This is a genomic window from Lysinibacillus sp. CTST325 (assembly GCF_054665055.1).
In genome coordinates, this window is the sequence record NZ_BAAFHO010000016.1 from 96,056 (window position 1) to 113,269 (window position 17,214).

The following is a 17,214-nucleotide window of genomic DNA, read 5'->3' on the forward strand; positions in this document are numbered from 1 at the left end:
GCTCTTTTTTAATGGGATAGATTAAATTCTTTATAAAAAAGTTTGATTACTTTTGAATCCCTTCTTGCACTAAAGCCACGCTACTGCTTCGTTATTACAAGAAGCGATTGCTCTTATTGAACAATCGCCCCTAAGCATACTCAGCCTCATTGGACACAGCGGGACTCTGGCTGGTTGCTATTCAGGAAGCGTGTGTCAATTGCGACGAGCCGTTCGCTCTATGCCATCAGCGATTACTTTGTACAGTTGGTGCGGCAAGTCGTGTGATGTTAGCGAGTGTCCTGCAATCTATAGGACAAGTTTTTGGTAAGATGATTGTTGGTCAAAAATTTGGGGTAGATGCACTAGCCGCAATCTCTGCTTTCTTTTCCCTTCATCAACGAATCGTTGTACATCTACTTCTGGAAATTCTTTCTCTAGTCTTTCGAGTCTCAATATGAGATATATTTTCTAAACAAAAAAGGATATCTCAGAAAAACTTGAGATATCCTTCACTATTTACTTTCTATTGCTGAAGTGCTTGCTTAAAGCGCTGAACACCGTCTTTCACTGTGTCAAATGAGCAAGCGACGTTCATACGCAGGAAGCCGCAACCCTCTTCGCCATATTTTGATCCTGGCTCTAATGCTAGCTTGCCATTTTCCAACAAGCGTTTCATGATTTCTTTTTCATCAAGACCTAATTCTCGATAATCAATCCAAAGTAAATAAGTGCCCTGAGGTTTATTAATTTGGATACCCGGTAATTGCCCTAATTCAGCAATCACATAGTCCATATTGTTTGAAATGTAGGTAAGCATGTCATTTAACCATGGGGAACCCTCAGTATAAGCAGCCTGAAGTGCAACCGAAGCAAAGGTATTTAATGAGCCTTGCCCACTAGCCATATGAACTGCTTCTAGTAGCATACGCTTTTCCTTATCCGGCACAATCATATAGGCAACTTGAATACCAGCTAGATTAAATGTTTTTGTCGGTGCCATGCACGTAATAATACGATCGATTTCATCACCAGCGATTTTTGCTAATGGTGTATGTTTTGAGCCATCTAACATTAAATCAGAATGAATTTCATCGGAAATAATCACTACATCATATTTTGCACATAGTCGTACGATTTCCTTTAATGTAGCTTCATCCCATACATAGCCTCCAGGATTATGAGGATTACACAATATGTAGGCTTTCACATTTTGAGCAAGTGCTTGTTCAAAGGCTTCAAAGTCATAGACAAATGTGCCATCTTTTTCTACTAAAGGACAACTAACGATCTCTCGGCCATTACTTTTCGGGATGTTATAAAATGGTGGGTAGACAGGTGAGGAAATAAGTACTTTATCTCCTGGATTCGTCAGTGCCTTGATACTATCTGCTAAAGCAGCAACTACACCGTTACAAAAAACAATTGATTCTTTGTCAATGTGCCAATCATGATGAGCATTCTGCCAGTCTACGATCGCTTGCACTGCTTCAGCACCAACAAAGCTATAGCCGAAAACAGTCTTTGCAGCATGTTCTTGTAGCGCTTTTGATACGGCTACTGGAGCAGCAAAATCCATATCAGCTACCCACATTGGGAGTATGTCTGAAGCATCTTGTAGCCCATATACATTTTCCATTGCGTCCCATTTTACAGAGTTTGTACAGCGACGTTTAATAGTTTGATCGAAAATAGACAAGCAAATCACTCTTTTCTTTTTTATTTACTATGGTATCATACGAGTATGATAAAAGGATAATAGGTGAGTATTTTGGAAAATATAAAAATGAATCAAGCAGCCGTTCATCTGCTAGAGGAGTGGGATCCATTCCACTTAGGTCCAGATCATTATGATACTGAAACTGCAGATGTTGTAGCAGCATTGCAAGGTATTGATGATCCATCTGCTCTTGCAAAGGTTATTCAAGAAACATATGAGCATTCGTTTGAAGAATGGATTCCATATGAAGATTGTGTAGCCATTTCGTACAAACTTATTGCGATAAAATTTGAAGCAAAATGCATTATTTAAAAGGTGTTGTGCAATCGCAAAGCCGAATCTGGACGCAATGATGCTTTTGCTTTTCTATAGAAAACGAGGTTGTCTCTTTCAATTTTGAGACAATCTCGTTTTTTTATTTAAATAACGGTAAAATTCCCTGGATGAAAATAATTAATATCGCTATTGGAGAAACATATCGAATTAAAGTATACCAAATATTGAACAGTAGACTAGATGAGGCAAGCTCCTTACGAGAAATGTCCTTCGTATAATAATAGCCCACAAAGATAGAAATCAGTAAGGCTCCAATTGGCATACCAATACTATTCGTTAAAAAGTCTACAAAGTCAAAAATAGAGCGATCTAAAATTTTTACATCAGATAGGATGCCAAATGATAGTGCACTTGGAATACCGACGATAAAAATAATAATACCGCCAATCCAAGCGATTTTTTTACGCTTTTCATGCTTATCTCCAATTGCGATAGCTACGACAATTTCTAACATGGAAATGGAAGAAGTAACAGTTGCAAATAGTAAAAGTACGAAGAAAATCGTTAAGAACAGACCGCCAAGAGGTAATTGCTCAAAAACAGCAGGTAAAATAATAAATACGAGGCCAGGACCTTGATCAGGTGTATAGCCAAGTGCGAACACTGCTGGGAAAATTACTAGACCTGCAAGTAAAGAAATAATGATATTCATCGATGCCACATTGATAGCTGAATTTCCAATCTTTTCTGATTTCGATAAATAGGAAGCATACGTGATCATTACCGCGATCCCAACACTTAACGAGAAGAATGCTTGTCCTAGCGCTTTTAAAAATGTTTCTGCATTTAAATAGGACCAATCAGGAACGAACATAAATTTGACGCCTTCCATTGCACCGTCCAATGTTAAAGAGCGTATAACTAATACGATGAAAAAGATGAATAACAGTGGCATCATCCATGTACTAGCTTTTTCAATACCGCCTTTAATACCAGCTGATACAATCACTACAGTTAATAACATAAATAACCCTTGAACAAGGACTGCTTCAAATGGGCTTGAAATGATGTTACTAAATAAATCTGCATAATTACCATTTGAACTATTGAGATGGAATGTTATGGAGCGACCCAAGTAGCTTAAAATCCAGCCACCAACAACACTGTAGAATGACAGTATTAGACCGGCTATAATCATGCCACCCCATCCTATGAAGTACCATGGTTTTCCTGGCGCTTGTTCCTTGAACGACGTGACAGCATCCTTTTGCCCACGACGACCAATCATAAATTCTGCAATTAACACCGGCAAACCGATGAAAAATGTACATAGGATGAATAGAAAAATAAAGACACTTCCGCCGTTAGTACCTGCCATGTAAGGAAACTTCCAAATAGCTCCTAACCCTATAGAACTTCCAGCGGCAGCTAAAATAAACCCAATTTTAGATGTAAATTGATCTCTCGAAGACACAAAAATTAATCCTCCTTATACTAAAGTTTCATTTTACCGCAATATTCTCGTTACACAAGCACATTTCAGAAAATGATTTATAGATATTCTAAAATAATTTTGTTTGTACAACGGAGGTAATTTTAGCGATGTAATTAGTTTTGGAGCTATTATTAAAAAAGTAAAATCTATTTAAATATGTAACAATTAGGAGAAATGATTCGTTACATGTGCAAAAGGGGGGTTGACTGTGACAGAAACAGAATTAATAGAACAAGCTCAGCGAGGAGACAAAGACGCCTATATAGAGCTAATACGAATACATCAACGCACAGTTGAAAAATTTGCTTTTCAATGTGGCGTACATAGTAATGATTTAGCTGATGTTTCACAGGAGGTATTTGTGAAGCTCTATCGTTTTTTACATCAATTTAAGCAGGATCGTTTTACGACATGGCTCTATAAAATCACATTGAATGCAACCCGCGATTATTACCGCAAAGAACAACGAGAGCAGGCAATGGAAGAAAAGCTAAGTGCTCAGCAACAAATGCCCTCATCCTCAGCAGAAAGGTATGTCCTTAATTTTGAGGAGGATAGGTTATTACATAATGCTATTAAGGAACTTGATGAAAAATATCGTTATCCTCTTATATTATTTTACTTCCATGAATTAAAGTATGAGGAGATAGCGGAAGTACTAAATATTTCGTTATCAACTGTCAAAGTTCGTATATTGCGAGCAAAGGGAAAGCTCAAAGCGGTGTTAATGCAGGAGGGGAGTGTTGAAAATGGAGGATAAACAATTTGAAAAACGAATGGAGCTTCTAAAAAAATCCTATGATCGCATGGAACCACAGTTAGATCCAGAAGCCGTTTTCGCACAAATCGAGGCAGAAAATGCAACACAACAAGCACAAGAAACAGTAACAACACAAAAGCCCCCTTCAAGATGGCAAAAGCCAGCTGTCTGGATAGCCAGCATTGCAAGTGTACTTTTATTAAGTGTACTCGTTTCGTCGTATGTCATTAATCCATCGACATTTGTTCAAACAGCTGAAAATGAACAAGAACAAGAATATGACGAATGGCTTTCAAACTTTACAAAAAAATATCAAAAAAAACGTGAACAAATGCGTAAAGAGCTCGACATTCCGGAAAAAGAGTTTAGTGAAATATCAAAAGTTCAAATTGCAGATAATGACGCGTCCTTATTACCTAAAAGAAAAGAGTTGTTTCAAGAGATGCAGAACAACAATAATGACTTTTTAAAAAGTTTAGAAAAGAATGCATTGGATAATCTACAAACGCCACGTGAGCGAATACAGAGTATCGAAACTTACGAAAATCCTATGTCGTTTGAAGAATCTTATTACTTTTATAGTATATATTCTAACTCAGTAGAAGAAATTGCACGCTATTATTCTAATAAACTTGCTCCGTATGAAAAAGTTTTATCACAAAAACCAAAAAGTCTCCCTGCAGACCTAAATGAATTAATTGCTACGGCTAAAAAGCAATATTTTGAATTGCAATATAATGGACAAAGTTATAGTTTTCGGCCAAATCCTATATTCGGAAAAGACGCGCCCGAATATATTGATCGCCTTCACCCGAATGTATTAGGGTATTTTAAATACTTGGCTACAGGCTCATTACTTGTGGGTGGGGATTTACTCTATTCTAGAGAGGATTCGGCAACTATTCTACGGCTCTATGAAAAAACACTTGTAGAGGATAATTCTACAGATATGGATAATTTCAACGTATTAAAGGGAGAGTTTGAAAATACATGGCTTACCATTTTTAAAGGGACTGACAGCAATCCAATTCGTACAAAAACTGGGCAAATCAAACCTGAATATATGGATTTGTTAACTACCATTACGATTGGGGAATATGGTGAGGCAATGCGCGAAACAGCTCAATTAATACTAGATGAAATAAAGTTAACTGGCCAATCTAAAACTCTAGAACAGTTAACAACATACGACATATGGATGGGGATTTTATATGCGCGAGAAGACTTATTTATGCAGACAGAGGATAGGACAACAAATATAGCCATTAATCCTGATTGGATAGAGCAAACTAAAACTCTTTACAATTCGTATGTAGAGACGAGGGATGATACAATTATTGACACTTTAAATCCAATTAATATCGTTAGTTTATTTTTATATGCTCATGGGGTTGGTGATCGAGAAATAGCTCAGAGACTATTGACTGATGATTTGGATATAGATACAGTTGTACCGTTTGATGGGATGGAAAAATTTAAAGCTCTTCATGAAATAGGGGGTTCTTCACTTAATATTAGAGCAGCTGTAAAAAGTGCAGCGTATGGGGAAATTGGACAGCAATTATCCTTTAAATTAACCTCTGTAGTAACTAAAAATGGTGAACAGCATTACCTAATTAGTGCTATTAACGAATAAGGAGATTTTTTGCCCCACTAATACACGTATGTTATAATTTGTGGTGATATATACGTAGCAAACAAAAAGAAAGTGGGCAAAGGTTATGGGACAAAAATATGAATTAGGGGACGTGTTGAGCGGAAAAGTTACAGGTATACAGCCATATGGTGCATTTGTTGCGCTTGATGAAGATACACAAGGCCTTGTACATATTTCCGAAATTACGTACGGCTTTGTAAAGGACGTTAGTGAATTTTTGTCAGTTGGGCAAGAGGTTGAAGTGAAGATACTTGAAATCGATGAAGATGCCGAAAAAATTAGTTTATCGATTCGAGCTTTGCAGGAGCGCCCAACTACATTGCGTAAAAAAGATGTACTGCCACGTAAATCATTGCAGGACCGTGTAGATGAATCGGATGCGAATGGTTTTAATTCCCTAAAAGATAAGTTACAGGACTGGATCGAACAGTCCGGACAATAAAGTGAAACTTTAATCAGTGATCTGCACTGGTTGGGCGTTAACTGGCAGTTATTTTATCTAACTTCTTTGCTCTTGCTGAATTTTGAGGTCGGAGTCTTGTACTTGACGCTTCGCTTTCGGTACAGAGAAATTACTGCCTGTTACTGTGCGGGATAAAAAAACGAGGATGCTTTCAAATATGAAGGTATCCTCGTTTTTTTGTATTCAAATATAACTATTGATTTTTTATTTTTCGAATTCGATATTGTAGATTTTGACGACTCATGCCAAGTGCACTAGCGGCCTTTGTAATATTGCCTTCATATAAATTCAAGACATTTTGCACATAATATGATTCGGCTTCACGCAAATAAGCATCGAGCGGCATAACATCGTTCTGTTGTTGGAACATAAAAAATTCTGGTTCGTGATTGGATGTGTCTTGCTGCTGTACCTTGAAACGGAAATGCATTGGTAATAAATCTGAAGTAACAGTTGATTCAGTAGTCATGAACGATACAATTTCATCTAGTAATAGCTCAAGCTCCTTTAAATTTCCTGGCCAATCATATTGTAAAAATAAATCCTGAACATCAGGTGCTAGATCCGCGACATTTGAAGCGAAGCGTTCTCGATGGCGGTTAAAGTAATCATCTACGAATGGAAGAATATCTTCTTTTCGATCTGTTAGATTTGGGATGGTAATAGCCATTGTAGCAAAGAAATAATACAGTGATTTTGAAAGTTTCTTCTCCTCAATCAATGTAATGGGGTCGCTTCCTACACTTCCAATGAGCATGTATTTAGACTGTGGAAGAGATTGTAATACCTCTAATAGTTCCTCTTGAATGTCTAGACTTAAAAAGTCAATGCGTTCGAAGAAAAAAGTGTATGCCTTGTCATCCTGTAAGAGCTCCTGCAATTTATCTAAAACAGATGGAACGGAGCGACGACTCACTAAGGTTACAAATGCTTCAGGGTCAGGTGATGCTGCATGGTGGATCCCCTCTGCGACTAAATCCTTTCCTGTACCCGATTCTCCAATTAGTAATACCGGCAATTTCACAGCTGCTGCTTTTTTTGCGTTTGCGATAATTTGTCGCATCGCTTCAGATACAGCTGTAATCATATCGAATGTTAAAGGTTCATCATATCGACGAAGGGGCTGATAAACTAGCTTTTCGAGTGATGTAATGTCACGAGCAAATTCAATTGCTCCAATTAGTTTATTTTCAACATAAAGTGGAAAAGTATCATTAATAGTTGTAATTTCATGACCATTTTTATTCCAATAAGTTTGTTTTACGTTAATTTCCTTTTTACCTGTTTGTAATACACGCATTAAAGTACTTTCATGCTGGCGGAAGGAAAACATTTCAATGACAGAACGATCTGCTAATTCATCAAAATGGAAACCTTCAATTTCTTTCATCTTTGAATTATAAATAATTGTTTTGCCAGAAAGGTCTACAGCATGAATACCAACAGAAACATTTGTTGCAATAAACTTATAAAAAGGGAGTAAGGGTTCTGAATTTTTCATAAAATGTGCACCTCAAAAATTTTTTACTTGAAATATGCAACAAAATTTTGCATTATAATAAGTGTAAGAATATTCTAAACGCAAAGATATTTTGCGTCAATGTTTTTTGCACACTTAAAACACATCTCACGAGGGAGGATAAAGTATGATTTCATACAAACACGAACCATTCACAGATTTTAATCAAGAGGCAAATTACAACGCATATTTAGAAGCATTAAATAAAGTAGAGAGTTATTTAGGTCAAGACTATCCACTTATTATCGGTGGAGAACGTATTACTACAGAAGATAAAATCGTTTCATATAATCCAGCAAAGAAAACAGAAGTAATTGGTCGCGTATCAAAAGCAAACAAAGAACTAGCTGAAAAAGCAATGCAAGCAGCAGACGAAACATTCAAAACTTGGAAAAAAGTAGATCCAGCTATTCGTGCGGACGTACTATTCAAAGCAGCGGCAATTATCCGTCGTCGTAAACACGAATTTTCTGCACTTTTAACAAAAGAAGCAGGTAAACCGTGGGCTGAAGCTGATGCAGATACTGCAGAAGCAATTGATTTCCTAGAATACTATGGTCGTCAAATGCTACGTATTAAAAACGGTCAACCTGTAGAAAGCCGTCCTGGTGAATATAACCGTTACGACTATATTCCACTAGGTATTGGTATTGTTATTTCACCATGGAACTTCCCATTCGCAATTATGGCAGGGACAACGGTTGCAGCTTTAGTAACAGGTAACACTGTATTATTAAAACCAGCTTCAACAACACCTGTAGTTGCTTATAAATTTATCGAAGTGTTAGAGCAAGCAGGTCTTCCAGCAGGTGCTGTGAACTTTGTACCAGGTTCTGGTGCAGAAGTAGGTGACTACTTAGTTGATCATCCAAAAACACGCTTCATCAGCTTCACTGGATCTCGTGATGTAGGTTTACGTATTAACCAACGTGCATCTGTATTAAATGATGGTCAAATTTGGATTAAACGTGTTATCGCTGAAATGGGCGGTAAAGACACAATCGTTGTTGATAAAGAGGCAGATCTAGAGCTTGCAGCACAATCTATCGTAAAATCAGCATTTGGCTTCTCAGGTCAAAAATGTTCAGCATGTTCTCGTGCTGTTATTGTTGAAGATGTCTATGACCAAGTTGTTGACCGTGTAGTGGAATTAACAAATACGTTAACAGTTGGTGACCCATCAGACTTCAACAACTTCATGGCAACAGTTATTGACCAAGCAGCATTCAATAAAGTGACAGAGTATATTGAAATTGGTAAAGGAGAAGGTCGCCTTGTTGCAGGTGGTACAGCTGATGATTCAGTCGGTTACTTCATCCAACCAACAGTATTTGCAGACGTAGCTCCTTCTGCACGAGTTATGAAAGAAGAAATCTTTGGACCAGTTGTAGCTATTACAAAAGCTAAAGATTTCGATCAAGCAATTGATATTGCAAACGATACTGAATACGGTTTAACAGGTGCAGTGATTACAAATAATCGTATGAACCAAGAAAAAGCACGTGAAGATTTCCATGTAGGTAACTTATACTTCAACCGTGGCTGTACTGGTGCAATCGTAGGTTACCAACCATTCGGCGGCTTCAATATGTCTGGTACGGACTCAAAAGCAGGTGGCCCTGACTATCTACAACTTCACATGCAAGCAAAAACAACTTCTGAAATGCTATAACTTCTTTCAGCTGACTGAAGAAGTTGCCTCCGGGCGCAATTATGCCGAGGCATAAATTATAAGAGAATCTGCGAGACTCCTCCTGGTAAAGTGAGTCCGGCAAGAACCGCAGGCGCTAATGTCGAGGCGGCTTACCTAGGAGTAGTGTGCAGATTCTTGCTTTTTATATTCAGAAAATGCTGAAATTGTTCTATTGAATTTACTTATAGAAAAACAGAGTCTTCCAGAGATTTTCATCATGTACGTAAGGAGAGAATACTATATGACAAAAACAAATCAAGTTATTGAACAAACTCAAAATTTTGGTGCTGCAAACTATCACCCGCTACCAATCGTTATTTCAGAGGCTGAAGGTGCTTGGGTAAAAGATCCAGAAGGTAACAAATACTTAGATATGCTATCAGCTTACTCTGCTGTGAATCAGGGGCATCGTCATCCAAAAATTATCGCCGCGTTAAAAGAACAAGCTGATAAAGTAACACTAACTTCTCGTGCATTTTATAGCGAAAACCTTGGTGAATGGTATGAGCTTGTTGGTAAATTAACGAATAAACAAATGGTATTACCGATGAATACAGGTGCAGAAGCGGTAGAAACTGCATTTAAAGCAGCTCGTCGTTGGGCATATGATGTAAAAGGTGTGGAAGATGGCAAAGCTGAAATCATTGCATGTAATGGTAACTTCCATGGTCGTACTATGCTTGCTGTATCTTTATCATCTGACGAAGAATATCGTCGTGGCTTCGGTCCAATGTTACCGAATGTTAAGCTAGTAGATTACGGTAACCTGGAAGCATTAAAAGCTGCAATTACTCCAAACACAGCAGCGTTTTTAATTGAGCCAATTCAAGGTGAAGCTGGTATCGTTATTCCATCAGAAGGCTTCTTAAAAGCTGCTCGTGAGCTATGCCGTGAAAACAATGTTTTATTCATTGCAGATGAAATCCAAGCTGGTTTAGCACGTACGGGTAAAATGTTCGCATGTGATTGGGAAGAAGTAGAGCCGGATATGTACATTTTAGGAAAAGCTTTAGGCGGCGGTGTATTCCCGATTTCTTGTGTAGCTGCAAATCGTGAAATCTTAGGTGTATTCAATCCAGGATCACACGGTTCAACTTTCGGTGGTAATCCTTTAGCATGTGCTGTATCAATTGCTTCAATTAAAGTATTACTAGATGAAAAATTAGCAGAGCGTTCACACGAACTTGGTGAATACTTTAAAGGGAAATTAAAAGAAATTAATAACCCAGTCATTAAAGACGTTCGTGGTCGTGGTTTATTTATCGGAATGGAATTAACAGAGGCAGCACGTCCGTACTGTGAAAAGCTTAAAGAATTAGGCTTATTATGTAAGGAAACACATGATACTGTCATTCGATTTGCGCCACCACTTGTTATTTCACAAGAGGATTTAGATTGGTCAATCGAGCAAATTGAAAAAGTTTTTAAACTTTAACAAAATGTTCACATTTTAATTCGGAAGTATGTTACAATGATGCCGATATACTATCATTATAAAAATAAAGAGGCGATTTAATAATGTCTGAAAACTTAAATCTGTTCACATCAACTCAAGAAGTCATTCAAGAGGCTCTAAATAGACTTGGCTATGACGAAGCAATGTATGAATTGTTAAAAGAACCGCTTCGCATGCTACAAGTGCGTATTCCAGTGAAAATGGATGATGGTACAACAAAAGTATTTACTGGTTACCGTGCACAACATAATGATGCAGTAGGACCAACAAAAGGTGGGGTTCGTTTCCATCCGGCCGTATCTGAGGAAGAAGTTAAAGCGCTTTCAATGTGGATGACATTGAAATGTGGTATCGTAGATCTACCTTATGGCGGTGGTAAAGGCGGTGTCATCTGTGACCCTCGTCAAATGTCTATGGACGAAATCGAAAAATTAAGCCGTGGATATGTACGTGCAGTTAGTCAAATCGTAGGACCAACAAAAGATATTCCTGCGCCAGACGTATTTACGAATGCACAAATTATGGCTTGGATGATGGATGAATACAGCCGTATGGATGAATTCAACTCACCAGGTTTCATCACAGGTAAACCACTAGTGCTTGGTGGTTCTCAAGGTCGTGACCGTGCAACTGCACAAGGTGTAACAATCGTTATTCAAGAAGCAGCGAAAAAACGTGGCATTGATATTAAAGGTGCACGCGTTGTTATTCAAGGCTTCGGTAACGCAGGAAGCTTCCTTGCGAAATTCATGCATGATTTAGGTGCAAAAGTAATCGGTATTTCAGATGCTTATGGTGCACTTCATGATCCTGAAGGTTTAGATATCGACTATTTATTAGATCGTCGTGATAGCTTCGGTACTGTAACAACATTATTTGAAAACACAATTTCAAACAAAGAACTATTAGAGCTTGATTGTGATATTCTAGTGCCAGCTGCTATCGAAAACCAAATTACTGCTGACAATGCACACAATGTTAAAGCAAACATTGTTGTAGAGGCAGCGAACGGTCCAACAACTGCTGAAGCAACTAGAATTTTAACTGATCGTGGCATTTTACTTGTACCGGACGTATTAGCATCTGCTGGTGGTGTAACAGTTTCTTACTTCGAATGGGTACAAAATAACCAAGGTTATTACTGGACAGAAGAAGAAGTTGAAGAACGTCTTTACAAAAAAATGGTTGATGCATTTGAAAACGTTTATACAACAGCGACAACACGTAACATTAATATGCGTTTAGCAGCTTATATGGTAGGTGTTCGCCGCACTGCAGAAGCTTCACGCTTCCGTGGGTGGGTTTAATCAATAGATAAATGAAAAACGGGTCATCCCTAGTCGGATGACTCGTTTTTTGTATGCGTACCATTTTTATTCGTATGAATAAAATGTTTAGGACATTGCTCCATGTACATCTTTTTCTTTGCACTTTTAACGTATTTGTAGAGTGAATACAATTATCGAAGAGCTAATATTTTGGTTTTAATTCTTTGCTTTCATCAATATAAATATGAGAAAATCCAAGTAGAAAGGGGCGAATTGAATGGATTCATTTACATTTTATAACCCAGTGAAGTTACATCTTGGTGAAAATGCACTGGAAAAGCTTTCGGATGAGTTAGTGCGACATGGTAAAAAGGTGTTAGTTGTCTATGGGGGAGGCAGCATTAAGAATAATGGTGTCTACAATGCTGTCATCGAAAAGTTACAAGAAGCCGATAAAACAATATTTGAACTAAGCGGAGTTGAGCCAAATCCACGTGTGGAAACAGCAAGACTTGGTATTGACCTTTGTAAAAAAGAAGATATTGATCTAGTCCTAGCTGTAGGAGGTGGTTCCGTAATTGACTGTTCTAAGTTAATAGTCGCAGGTGCAAAATATGATGGCGATGCTTGGGATATTGTAAAGCGTAAAGTAATTGTAGAGGACGCTTTACCGCTCGGAACGGTATTAACGCTAGCTGCAACAGGTTCCGAAATGAACTCGGGATCTGTCATTACAAACGCTGCGACAGAAGAAAAACTAAGCTGGGGTAGCCCTGCAGTATTCCCGAAATTTTCGATTTTAAATCCAGCGTATACAGTGACAGTACCAAAAAATCATACAGTTTACGGTATGGTTGATATGATGTCGCATGTATTTGAACAATATTTCCATAATACGACGAATACACCGATTACAGATGAAATGTGTGAAGGGGTATTGAGAACTGTCATTGCAACAGCACCTAAACTAATAGAAGATTTAGAGAATATTCAGCTGCGTGAAACGATTTTATTAGCCGGAACCATTGGGTTAAATGGATTCTTATCAATTGGCTCTCGCGGTGATTGGGCATCGCATAATATTGAGCATGCTGTATCTGCAGTGTACGATATTCCGCACGCAGGTGGTTTAGCGATATTACAACCACATTGGATGCGTTTAAGTGTACCCGTAAATCCAGAACGTTTTACAGGTATTGCAACACGCGTTTTTGGTGTTGACGCAACAGGGAAGTCTCCAGAAGAGGTTGCGTACGAAGGGATTGATCGTTTATCGGCATTCTGGACTTCACTAGGAGCTCCAAGTCGCCTAGCGGATTATGACATTGACGATTCAAAATTCCAGCAAATTGTAGAGCATGCTATGCAAAATGGACCCTTTGGAAACTTCAATAAATTACAAGAAGAAGATGTGCGAACTATTTTGCAAAACTCACTTTAACTTCTTTTACGCAAATGTTTTTGCAACGTCCGTTACAGAAGTTTTCCAGATTGTATAATAGAAGAAACAAAACTTGTATAAAAAATAGCCAATTGCCTATGTGGCAATTGGCTATTTATTTTATTTAAAATATTTTCGATAATGAGTTATTGTTTGAATGTAGAGTTTTCCGGTCTATCGCCAATATGCACCCAATCTTGCTTCCCATCATCCTCATCAAATAAAATGGCTACTTTTGATACGCCCTTCTGACATAAAATAACCTCTGTTAAATGGTCACGTACATCATCTAGATAAGCAAGTGATAGGCTAGCGTCAGCTTCGGCAACTAATTCCACATGTAAAAATTCACCTTCTTTAATGACCTCTAAGCGAACGATATCTTTAATGTTTGGGTCATCCATAACAAGATGAGCAATATGATTTAGCATTTCTTCATCTGTTTCACCAATAACACCACGTGCATTATCAAGGAAAACTTTTGCTACAACATAGAACATCATGCAGCCAATAATCATGGAAACAAGTCCTTCTATTCTTGTCCAACCTGTAAAGTGCGCGATTAAAATAGCAGCGAAGGCCAAGATATTACCACCTGTAGCAACTAAGTCTTCCATAAATACTAATTTTGTTGCTGGTTTTGCACGATTTAAATAGGGAACAGCTTTAGGAATAGCTGTTAGTATGCCCGTTTTTTCCTGCCCAGCCTCATGTAGTATTTCAACGGCAGCCTTTGCAAGAACGGAGCCTTCTAAAACAATACCAATCAATAATACACCAAGTGCAATGAGCATTCCTTTAGACTCCCCAGCTGGGTGTATAAAATGATGCCAGCCTTCTTTTACAGTTTCATAAGAAAGAATCGCCACAATGATAACAGCGAAAAGACAAACTAAATTTACAATTCGACCAAAGCCTCCAGGAAATTTTTTTGTAGGTGCTTTTTTTGAAAGCGCTGAGCCGATATAAACGAATAATTGGTTTGCTGCATCCCCTAGAGAATGCATCATTTCTGCAAACATGGCGACATTACCTGTAAAGAAGAAGGCAACACCTTTAATAATCCCTAAAAAGGCATTGACAACTGCTGCCAGCAGAGAAGGTTTATTCCCGTTTTTTAATAGTTTCAATATTTCTGCCACGAAAGAATCCTCCAACTAATTTAAAATTTCCATTTCGATTTTTTCTATATAGGGTAGTGTTCGTAATGAACGATAAAATGACAGTAAGTTATCAGAGACTATTAATGATAAGCGTAAATCTAATTCGTGAAAAACATGATCATTATTTGGAACATCTTGAATGCGTATGTTTTCGATAATAATATTGTTTTCCTTTAGGAATTGTAAAAAGGATTCACTCTTTTCATCATTATTAATCTGAACCTTCAATGATATTTCTCGCATACGAATTCTTTTGGGACCTATTTTCATTAGAAACGGCGATAAAACCTCAATCCCGAAGACAATGATAATAACGGCTAATGTAGCATCTATATAGAAGCCTGCACCAACTGCAATCCCTATTCCCGCAGCTCCCCAAATCATTGCTGCGGTTGTTAAACCTGAGATACTATCATTCCCGCGTCTTAAAATAACACCTGCTCCAAGAAATCCAATTCCACTAACAATTTGAGCAGCCAGGCGAAGGGGGTCCATTGTAATATTGATCCCTGATCTAGGGGGTGTTGAGTAGGCGGTTTCAATCGAAATAATAGTTAATAAACAGCTAAATGTAGCAATAACTAAGCTCGTTTTTAATCCTACAGGCTTCTTTTTTAATTCCCTTTCGATGCCGATTACTAAACTTAATGTGGCTGCAATTACTAATTTTATGCCAACTTCATATGTAATCATATTTTCCAAGGTTTCCATACGCAACCCTCCGATATTTCGTATTGCTAAGAGATATGCAAGGTGTCATTATTATATGTACATTACTTTTTTGTATTGTACATCACGATCGTAATGAAGTATAAGTATTTTTATTTTCTTTTATCAATTGTTTTATGTAGCGAAAGCGAAATGGCAGCTACCAGATGTCTTCACCTCTATATGGAGTTAGATGAAGGCGAGTATAAGTTAAAGTATTCCGGCGGATTTCATGGTATTGGAAACGAGTTCTTAGAGGATGTTAGCCGTTATCGCATCCATGCGATAACGGCTAACTGACCTGCATCGGTAAAAACGCCACGTCCTGTGGCATTACCGAAATGACCGACATCGTGTCGGCCCTCATGCAGGCCCGAGCATAAAGCCGAATCCAGACGTAATGATGTGCCGAGGCAAAATTGATTGGAGGTTGGATTTAATGGATAAACCCAAAATTCATCCATACATTCCTATTTTTATTGGCGTGATTTCTGTATCTCTATCGGCCATATTTGTAAAATTAGCTAATGCAGAAGCGGGGGTAATTGCGTTTTATCGTATGTTCTTTTCGGTGTTAATAATGGCGCCTCTGTTTTTTTGGAAGTACACTAACGAGATAAAGGAATTAAGAATACGTGATTGGCTATTTTCTTCTGTTGCAGGCATATTTTTAGCCTTTCATTTTATTTTGTGGTTTGAATCACTCAGTTACACTTCTGTAGCAAGTTCTACAGTTTTAGTTACACTACAGCCAATGTTTGCGTTTGTAGGTACATATTTTTTCTTTAAAGAGAACATTACTCTGAAAACCATTTTTGCAGGAGTTATTGCTATTGTTGGTAGTGTTTTAATTAGTTGGGGAGATTTTAAACTTAGCGGTACGGCATTTTATGGAGACATGCTTGCTCTTGTCGCGTGCGCACTTGTTACAGCTTACTTTTTATTTGGACAAGATGTACGGAAAAGATTATCTCTTGTGACATATACGATGATTGTTTATGCTGTTAGTACAATGACATTGTTTATCTATGTTCTTATTAAGGGGGAATCGTTCGGTCCTTATTCTACTATGGACTGGATATGGTTTATTTTATTAGCGATAGTTCCTAATTTATTTGGTCATACCTTATTTAATTGGTCTATTAAATACGTTAGTACAAATGTAGTCTCCATTGCGATATTATTTGAACCAATTGGCGCGGCCATTTTAGCACTTCTAATTTTTAAAGAGTATTTAATAGCCACACAAATTATTGGTGGATTCATTGTTATAGTAGGAATTCTCTTATTTGTAGTCGATGAAAAAAGATTTTTAAACTTTTTTCAAAAAAAGCTTGAATTTTAAATTGCTATATTATATATTATTACTTGTCCTTAACAAGAAGGACGACTTGAAAAAAAGCTTTGAAAAAAGAATTTGAAAAAAGTTGTTGACTTCTTGTTGAATACAAGTTATGATAATGAAGTCGCTGAAAACAACAGCGACGAAATGAACCTTGAAAACTGAACAAGCAAAACGTAATCAATAAAGTTTTTAGTAGCTAACCTCGAGTTAGTGAACGAAACAAAATTTTGGACATCAAACATGATGCCAGCAAAACAATTTGAGCTAATCA

Annotated in this window: 14 protein-coding genes; 9 read left to right on the forward strand and 5 right to left on the reverse strand. The window is 37.6% G+C overall.

Features of this window, described 5'->3' with window-relative positions; genetic code table 11:
- Window positions 1–505 precede the first annotated feature (505 nt).
- Complete coding sequence (locus ACYQ73_RS24290; RefSeq protein ID WP_460014798.1) at window positions 506–1,678, reverse strand: MalY/PatB family protein; 1,173 nt, start codon at window positions 1,676–1,678, stop codon at window positions 506–508.
- Between the two features lie 72 nt (window positions 1,679–1,750).
- On the opposite strand from ACYQ73_RS24290, the gene ACYQ73_RS24295 reads away from it, so the two are divergent.
- Window positions 1,751–2,011 (forward strand): DUF1871 family protein, encoded by a 261-nt coding sequence (locus tag ACYQ73_RS24295; RefSeq protein WP_460014799.1) that lies wholly within the window; start codon window positions 1,751–1,753, stop codon window positions 2,009–2,011.
- 103 nt (window positions 2,012–2,114) lie between these two features.
- On the opposite strand, the gene ACYQ73_RS24300 is transcribed toward ACYQ73_RS24295, so the two are convergent.
- The gene (locus tag ACYQ73_RS24300) at window positions 2,115–3,449 is read right to left on the reverse strand and encodes a sodium-dependent transporter (protein WP_460014800.1); all 1,335 of its coding nucleotides are present in this window, start codon (window positions 3,447–3,449) and stop codon (window positions 2,115–2,117) included.
- Between the two features lie 229 nt (window positions 3,450–3,678).
- Here ACYQ73_RS24300 and ACYQ73_RS24305 point away from each other — a divergent pair, with 229 nt between their 5' ends.
- The 3 genes from ACYQ73_RS24305 to yugI all read left to right on the forward strand — a co-directional run bounded on the left by ACYQ73_RS24305 (window position 3,679) and on the right by yugI (window position 6,329).
- Entirely contained in the window at window positions 3,679–4,230 is a 552-nt protein-coding gene (locus ACYQ73_RS24305; RefSeq protein ID WP_460014801.1) for an RNA polymerase sigma factor, read from the forward strand.
- Complete coding sequence (locus tag ACYQ73_RS24310; RefSeq protein ID WP_460014802.1) at window positions 4,220–5,866, forward strand: hypothetical protein; 1,647 nt, start codon at window positions 4,220–4,222, stop codon at window positions 5,864–5,866. The genes ACYQ73_RS24305 and ACYQ73_RS24310 overlap by 11 nt, the downstream gene beginning before the upstream one ends.
- Window positions 5,867–5,951: 85 nt before the next feature.
- The gene (yugI, locus tag ACYQ73_RS24315) at window positions 5,952–6,329 is read left to right on the forward strand and encodes a S1 domain-containing post-transcriptional regulator GSP13 (RefSeq protein WP_460014803.1); all 378 of its coding nucleotides are present in this window, start codon (window positions 5,952–5,954) and stop codon (window positions 6,327–6,329) included.
- A 214-nt stretch (window positions 6,330–6,543) separates the two neighbouring features.
- On the opposite strand, the gene ACYQ73_RS24320 is transcribed toward yugI, so the two are convergent.
- Complete coding sequence (locus ACYQ73_RS24320; protein ID WP_460014804.1) at window positions 6,544–7,851, reverse strand: AAA-type ATPase lid domain-containing protein; 1,308 nt, start codon at window positions 7,849–7,851, stop codon at window positions 6,544–6,546.
- 145 nt (window positions 7,852–7,996) lie between these two features.
- On the opposite strand from ACYQ73_RS24320, the gene pruA reads away from it, so the two are divergent.
- The 4 genes from pruA to ACYQ73_RS24340 all read left to right on the forward strand — a co-directional run bounded on the left by pruA (window position 7,997) and on the right by ACYQ73_RS24340 (window position 13,727).
- A complete protein-coding gene (gene pruA / locus ACYQ73_RS24325; RefSeq protein WP_460014805.1) occupies window positions 7,997–9,541 on the forward strand; it encodes an L-glutamate gamma-semialdehyde dehydrogenase in 1,545 nt (514 codons plus the stop codon).
- Window positions 9,542–9,803: 262 nt separating this feature from the next.
- The gene (locus ACYQ73_RS24330) at window positions 9,804–10,997 is read left to right on the forward strand and encodes an ornithine--oxo-acid transaminase (RefSeq protein ID WP_460014806.1); all 1,194 of its coding nucleotides are present in this window, start codon (window positions 9,804–9,806) and stop codon (window positions 10,995–10,997) included.
- Window positions 10,998–11,080: 83 nt separating this feature from the next.
- Complete coding sequence (locus ACYQ73_RS24335) at window positions 11,081–12,325, forward strand: Glu/Leu/Phe/Val family dehydrogenase (protein WP_142510517.1); 1,245 nt, start codon at window positions 11,081–11,083, stop codon at window positions 12,323–12,325.
- 238 nt (window positions 12,326–12,563) lie between these two features.
- Window positions 12,564–13,727 carry an iron-containing alcohol dehydrogenase gene (locus tag ACYQ73_RS24340; RefSeq protein ID WP_460014807.1) on the forward strand — a complete coding sequence of 388 codons (1,164 nt, stop codon included), beginning with the start codon at window positions 12,564–12,566 and terminating at the stop codon, window positions 13,725–13,727.
- Window positions 13,728–13,873: 146 nt separating this feature from the next.
- On the opposite strand, the gene ACYQ73_RS24345 is transcribed toward ACYQ73_RS24340, so the two are convergent.
- A complete protein-coding gene (locus ACYQ73_RS24345) occupies window positions 13,874–14,869 on the reverse strand; it encodes a cation diffusion facilitator family transporter (RefSeq protein ID WP_460014808.1) in 996 nt (331 codons plus the stop codon).
- A 15-nt stretch (window positions 14,870–14,884) separates the two neighbouring features.
- Window positions 14,885–15,601: an MgtC/SapB family protein gene (locus ACYQ73_RS24350; RefSeq protein ID WP_460014809.1), complete on the reverse strand. Its 717-nt coding sequence runs from the start codon at window positions 15,599–15,601 to the stop codon at window positions 14,885–14,887.
- Window positions 15,602–16,037: 436 nt separating this feature from the next.
- Between ACYQ73_RS24350 and ACYQ73_RS24355 the strand changes: the two genes are divergently transcribed.
- A complete protein-coding gene (locus ACYQ73_RS24355) occupies window positions 16,038–16,943 on the forward strand; it encodes a DMT family transporter (RefSeq protein ID WP_460014810.1) in 906 nt (301 codons plus the stop codon).
- Window positions 16,944–17,214: the final 271 nt, after the last annotated feature.

Excerpts from the sequence above, each read along its gene's own strand:
- ACYQ73_RS24310 (WP_460014802.1), top strand. The coding sequence starts at position 4,220 with ATGGAGGATAAACAATTTGAAAAACGAATGGAGCTTCTAAAAAAATCC.
- yugI (WP_460014803.1), top strand. The coding sequence starts at position 5,952 with ATGGGACAAAAATATGAATTAGGGGACGTGTTGAGCGGAAAAGTTACA.
- ACYQ73_RS24320 (WP_460014804.1), bottom strand. The coding sequence starts at position 7,851 with ATGAAAAATTCAGAACCCTTACTCCCTTTTTATAAGTTTATTGCAACA.
- pruA (WP_460014805.1), top strand. The coding sequence starts at position 7,997 with ATGATTTCATACAAACACGAACCATTCACAGATTTTAATCAAGAGGCA.
- ACYQ73_RS24330 (WP_460014806.1), top strand. The coding sequence starts at position 9,804 with ATGACAAAAACAAATCAAGTTATTGAACAAACTCAAAATTTTGGTGCT.
- ACYQ73_RS24335 (WP_142510517.1), top strand. The coding sequence starts at position 11,081 with ATGTCTGAAAACTTAAATCTGTTCACATCAACTCAAGAAGTCATTCAA.
- ACYQ73_RS24340 (WP_460014807.1), top strand. The coding sequence starts at position 12,564 with ATGGATTCATTTACATTTTATAACCCAGTGAAGTTACATCTTGGTGAA.
- ACYQ73_RS24350 (WP_460014809.1), bottom strand. The coding sequence starts at position 15,601 with ATGGAAACCTTGGAAAATATGATTACATATGAAGTTGGCATAAAATTA.
- ACYQ73_RS24355 (WP_460014810.1), top strand. The coding sequence starts at position 16,038 with ATGGATAAACCCAAAATTCATCCATACATTCCTATTTTTATTGGCGTG.